The organism is Okeania sp. SIO2F4 (genome assembly GCF_010672385.1).
Taxonomy (GTDB): domain Bacteria; phylum Cyanobacteriota; class Cyanobacteriia; order Cyanobacteriales; family Microcoleaceae; genus Trichodesmium.
Map to the genome: position 1 here is coordinate 1 of NZ_JAAHGT010000850.1, position 4,250 is coordinate 4,250.

Below are 4,250 nucleotides of genomic sequence, written 5' to 3' on the forward strand. Positions count from 1 at the left end.
TCTTTTTGAATCTAAAAAAGTACGAGCTTTTCCCTCGAGCAAGCTGGAAAAGTTAGCATTTTTGGCAGACAACGGCAGAAAAACCAAGGGAAAATTCTGACTCCTACCTCCTCTATAATTGCCGTTCCTCCTGACTCCTGACTCGGTCCTCCTGACTCGGTCCTCCTACCCTTGCCACTCATACTTTTTTCAGCAAACCCTAGTTATTTTTACTAATTTTTGCCAACAAAAAAATTGACGTAATTCCCTTGTATAAACCGACTTTTCCTAAGTCATGCTCTGCAAACAAACGGTTTTCTCCCAGAAAATGTCTAAGTACCAATAGGGAGCACAGAGTACGGAATAGAGGCAGCAAAACAAATAGGTCTAGTTCAAAAATTGGATAATTTATTTTTTGCAATTCCCTTATCAGACATTATTTCGCAGCCAATCAATAACTTCATCAGCATTTCTATCAGGTGGAAAGACTGGATAGAAAACTTTGACAATTTTTCCAACTTCTGCAATGAGCGTAACTCGTTTGATCAGTTGCTTTCTTTCTACTTCAAACATTGGCAACTTTAACGCCTTAGCAAAACTTAAATCACAATCACTCAAAAGTTCAAATGGTAGATGGAGTCGCTCTGCCACTTCCATCTGATATTCAGTGCTTTGTGTGCTAAGGCCAAATACTTGTGTTTCCCACTCACTGAGTTCTTGGTAATGATCTCTAAACGGACATGACTGTGGAGTACATCCCCTTGCTCCAGGAATCTCGTCCCATCCATCAGGTAGCTGAATACCAGGCTGACCTGTCATTGGATAGCAATAAATAACAACACGACCTGAAATCACCGACAAATCTACATATCTACCATGAGGTCAACTACCAAACATCATAATCTTTGATTTGATGTTGGCTTGATTCTGCCGTCCACCGCATTTCTGCAAACCTCGTGCATACGTGCAGCTTTGGCTTCAGCCGACGAACCATCAGGGGCTGCTGACAAAAGCCCCGTACTTTCCCAGTCTTGCCGAAAAAGCAGCGCTCGCATTGCTATATTCCTTGCACCAATTAAGTCGGCATGGAGTTCAAAACCGCAAGATTCACAGTGGAAAATTAGCCCTTTATTTGGACGATTACCTCTGCTGGTATGCCCGCAATGAGGACAAGCTTGGGAGGTATAATCAGCATCAACTTTAATAGCTAAGGAATTATTTAAAACAGACTTATAGTCGATAAATAAGTGTAATTCTGCAAAGGACCATTTCGCTTGTTTATGATTAGCTTTTCGTTGTTTAGTTGATGCTTTTTTTCCAATCTTACGAGGTTGAGTCCGCTCCCGAATATTGGTTAAATTTTCCAGTCCGATTAGTGTGTTAGGAGTAGCAATTTGTTTGGATAAACAGTGATTTCTATCGGCAACAAACCGTCTTTCTTTTCCTGATAACGAAACCAAACGTTTCTTAGCAGAACGAGTGCCTTTTTGCTGTAAAGATTTTCTCGCTTTTTGATAACGAGTAGCTTTATGATTACACTGTTTTCCTGGATAGAAATGAGCTTGATTTGCGGTGTCTGTAGTAACTGCATGATACCGTTGTCCTACATCAACACCGACTACGCAATTAATTGCATCAGGTTCAATGTCTGGTATTTTTAATTCTAAAGAAACTAATAAGTAGTAAGTCTTATTTGAACGAGCGTAATAAATTTTTGCTCCTCCAAACTTAACTGCATCTTCACCCGATTTGATTAGTTCAATGTGCTTGTTGTGCCCAGAGTAAAAGACTTTAATTCGACCTTGTAAGGTAATCAAACTCACCCCTTGCTTCACAAAAGAGTAATCTCGTTTGTAGTTTAAATTGCAAGTTCTGGATGCATACTTAGGTGGTTTGTCCAACCCTTTATATCGCTTTTTCGTCTGGCCCAGTTGAAGATGGTTCCCATTTTGTTTAACTTTAGTCCACAACCCTTTATAAGTTGCAGCTACTTGTCTTGGGACATTGCAACTCATCTGAGAAGGTAAACCAAATTTAGTTCTAATATCCTGATAAACAAGCTTTTGCAGCTTATTTGCACTTGATACTTTTCCATTAGTGAATGCTATTTCAGAAGAATAATTTAGCGCATCTCTATAAGCCAATGAAACTTCCCTCAAAAGCTCTTTTTCCTCTGAGGATAAATGTAACTTTAGTTTTGCCGTTATTACTTGCTTCATTAGCTTTTTCACTAACTACTTTAATTCTAGCTTAATGGTGAAACAAATAATAACTTTTAGCACAAAAGAATGGGATAATAATTATTGGACAACTTCATACTTTAATTGTCCTGATATTCCTCTCACCGCTAAATCGCAGATTATAGCGGGAGACTCCTATCGAGCTAGTTGAACATAAATTTATCGATGGAAAAGATTGCCCTAGTAGGCGATTGCAAGCACCATCATTTACTGGGACAGGCAGGTCTTTCGGCAATTTTTCTGGATTTTCCATCTACTACTAATCGAAAAATTTTTCACATTCTAACATATTGTGTGTGAAATCCTAACATTGATTGGTTTTCGGACCGAGGCTTCCCTACGGGAGAGCGCGGGTCTCCAACCTAACGTTAACAGGAATCTAACTTTGAAGCGATCGCTCTGAGACCGCCGGTAATTTGGGGACCTAATAATCCTCACTACGATGATCTGCTGAAAATGGCTAAAGAAGTTCATTAATGGATAATGGATAATTGATAATTACCTCATGGAATTCCTATGGAAGCTTTTGGGGTTAAACAAACGACCACCCATAGCACCTGTGATGGTATATCTGATGGGGTACTGAGTTTTCAGTCAATTATACGAAGGCTCGGACTGAACTGGACTACCGCAATGCTATTAGCATCAGCGAAGGACTCGGACAAATCAGAATTCGATCGGGGAGCTAAAATGGCTCAAATCAGCTATATCAGATTCCCCTCGAATTCTTCACAAGACCTTAATTTTCCCGAATTATTAATTAATTAATTAATTCTGGTTTAAAGCCTCCCCTTTTAAAGGGAAAAAGCGGTCGAGGGATGGCGAGGTTTCCTCGCTGGCCTCCAATCTCCCCTCGAGAAAAGTGCTCTTGAATTTCCCAATATTCAATTCCGTAACGGTTAAAACCTTCTTGTAATTATCAATTATCCATTATCAATTATCAATTAATGAACCCCATTATTTAGGAGAAATAATAATGCAACGATTTTTTGTTAGTTTTCTAGTGCTAGCTTTTCTAGGAAATCTAGTTGTTTCAGAGAAGGCTAGAGCCGCCTTAAACAGTAACTTAACAGTAAAAAATAGTTTGACAATAAATAGTAGCTTAACAGTTAATATCGATGGTCTGAAAAATCAAACTGGACAAGTTTGCCTGAGTCTTTTTTCAGGTAGTCAAGGATTTCCCAGTGACGGCGATCGGGCTTTGCAAGTAAGGTGTGTTGATTTAGAAGAAGGGACTCCTGCAATTACATTTGAGAATTTGAAACCAGGAAGTTATGCTGTTGCTGCTTTTCATGATTTTAATGACGATGGCATCTTCAATCTGAATGGTCTTGGCATTCCCAAAGAGGGCTTTGGCTTTTCCAAAAACCCAAAGATTTTCACAGGTATTCCCAAGTTTAGGGATGTAGTTGTGATTATTGTCGGCCCAAAAAACAATATTTGGATTGAATTGCAATATCTTTAGGAAGTTAGGAATTTTATATATGCACAAATATACGTTTTTGTCAATTTTTGTGCTTCTATTGTTAAGCTGTCTCTGGAAAATTTGTTTTTTCCATCCAGAGATTAAATTTAAAATTACTTAATATTCTACGAATTAAATATAGTTTACACTAATTTTTCAATAAATTAATTACACCAAGCCTGTGACTATAAAAATTATATCATAGAATCCAAATTCAGTAAACTCGTAAAATAATTGAGAATAGTGTCAATAAACCCCTATTTTTACATTTGTTCATAATTTGCTTAACATGGGAATTTTAAAATTATCCCTTCGGAAATATTTGTTTTGCTTATAAAATTAACAACTGATAGGGGATGGGTTTACAGACTGTAGGAAGATGCTCAACTTTGACACTCCACGGACTAAAGTCGCGTGGATTCGTGACTAGGAGCTTTCTATCGGGTTAAAACCACGATTTTCACATTGCTCGAAACAGCCACATTGCCAGTACCGTACCGTAGTATGCATACAGCAGTAGGGGGGATTCGCGAATCCCCCCTACTAGGCGGTGCCAATTGCCACTA

The 4,250-nt window shown here is 38.5% G+C and carries 3 protein-coding genes; 1 reads left to right on the top strand and 2 read right to left on the bottom strand.

Annotated features, from left to right (window positions below; translation table 11 throughout):
* Positions 1-408: 408 nt before the first annotated feature.
* Positions 409-840 (bottom strand): peroxiredoxin, encoded by a 432-nt coding sequence (locus F6K22_RS33790; RefSeq protein ID WP_375340220.1) that lies wholly within the window; start codon positions 838-840, stop codon positions 409-411.
* 35 nt (positions 841-875) lie between these two features.
* Positions 876-2,198 (bottom strand): RNA-guided endonuclease InsQ/TnpB family protein, encoded by a 1,323-nt coding sequence (locus tag F6K22_RS33795; RefSeq protein WP_293108463.1) that lies wholly within the window; start codon positions 2,196-2,198, stop codon positions 876-878.
* A gap of 997 nt (positions 2,199-3,195) precedes the next feature.
* Between F6K22_RS33795 and F6K22_RS33800 the strand changes: the two genes are divergently transcribed.
* Positions 3,196-3,684: a DUF2141 domain-containing protein gene (locus F6K22_RS33800; protein WP_293108466.1), complete on the top strand. Its 489-nt coding sequence runs from the start codon at positions 3,196-3,198 to the stop codon at positions 3,682-3,684.
* Positions 3,685-4,250: the final 566 nt, after the last annotated feature.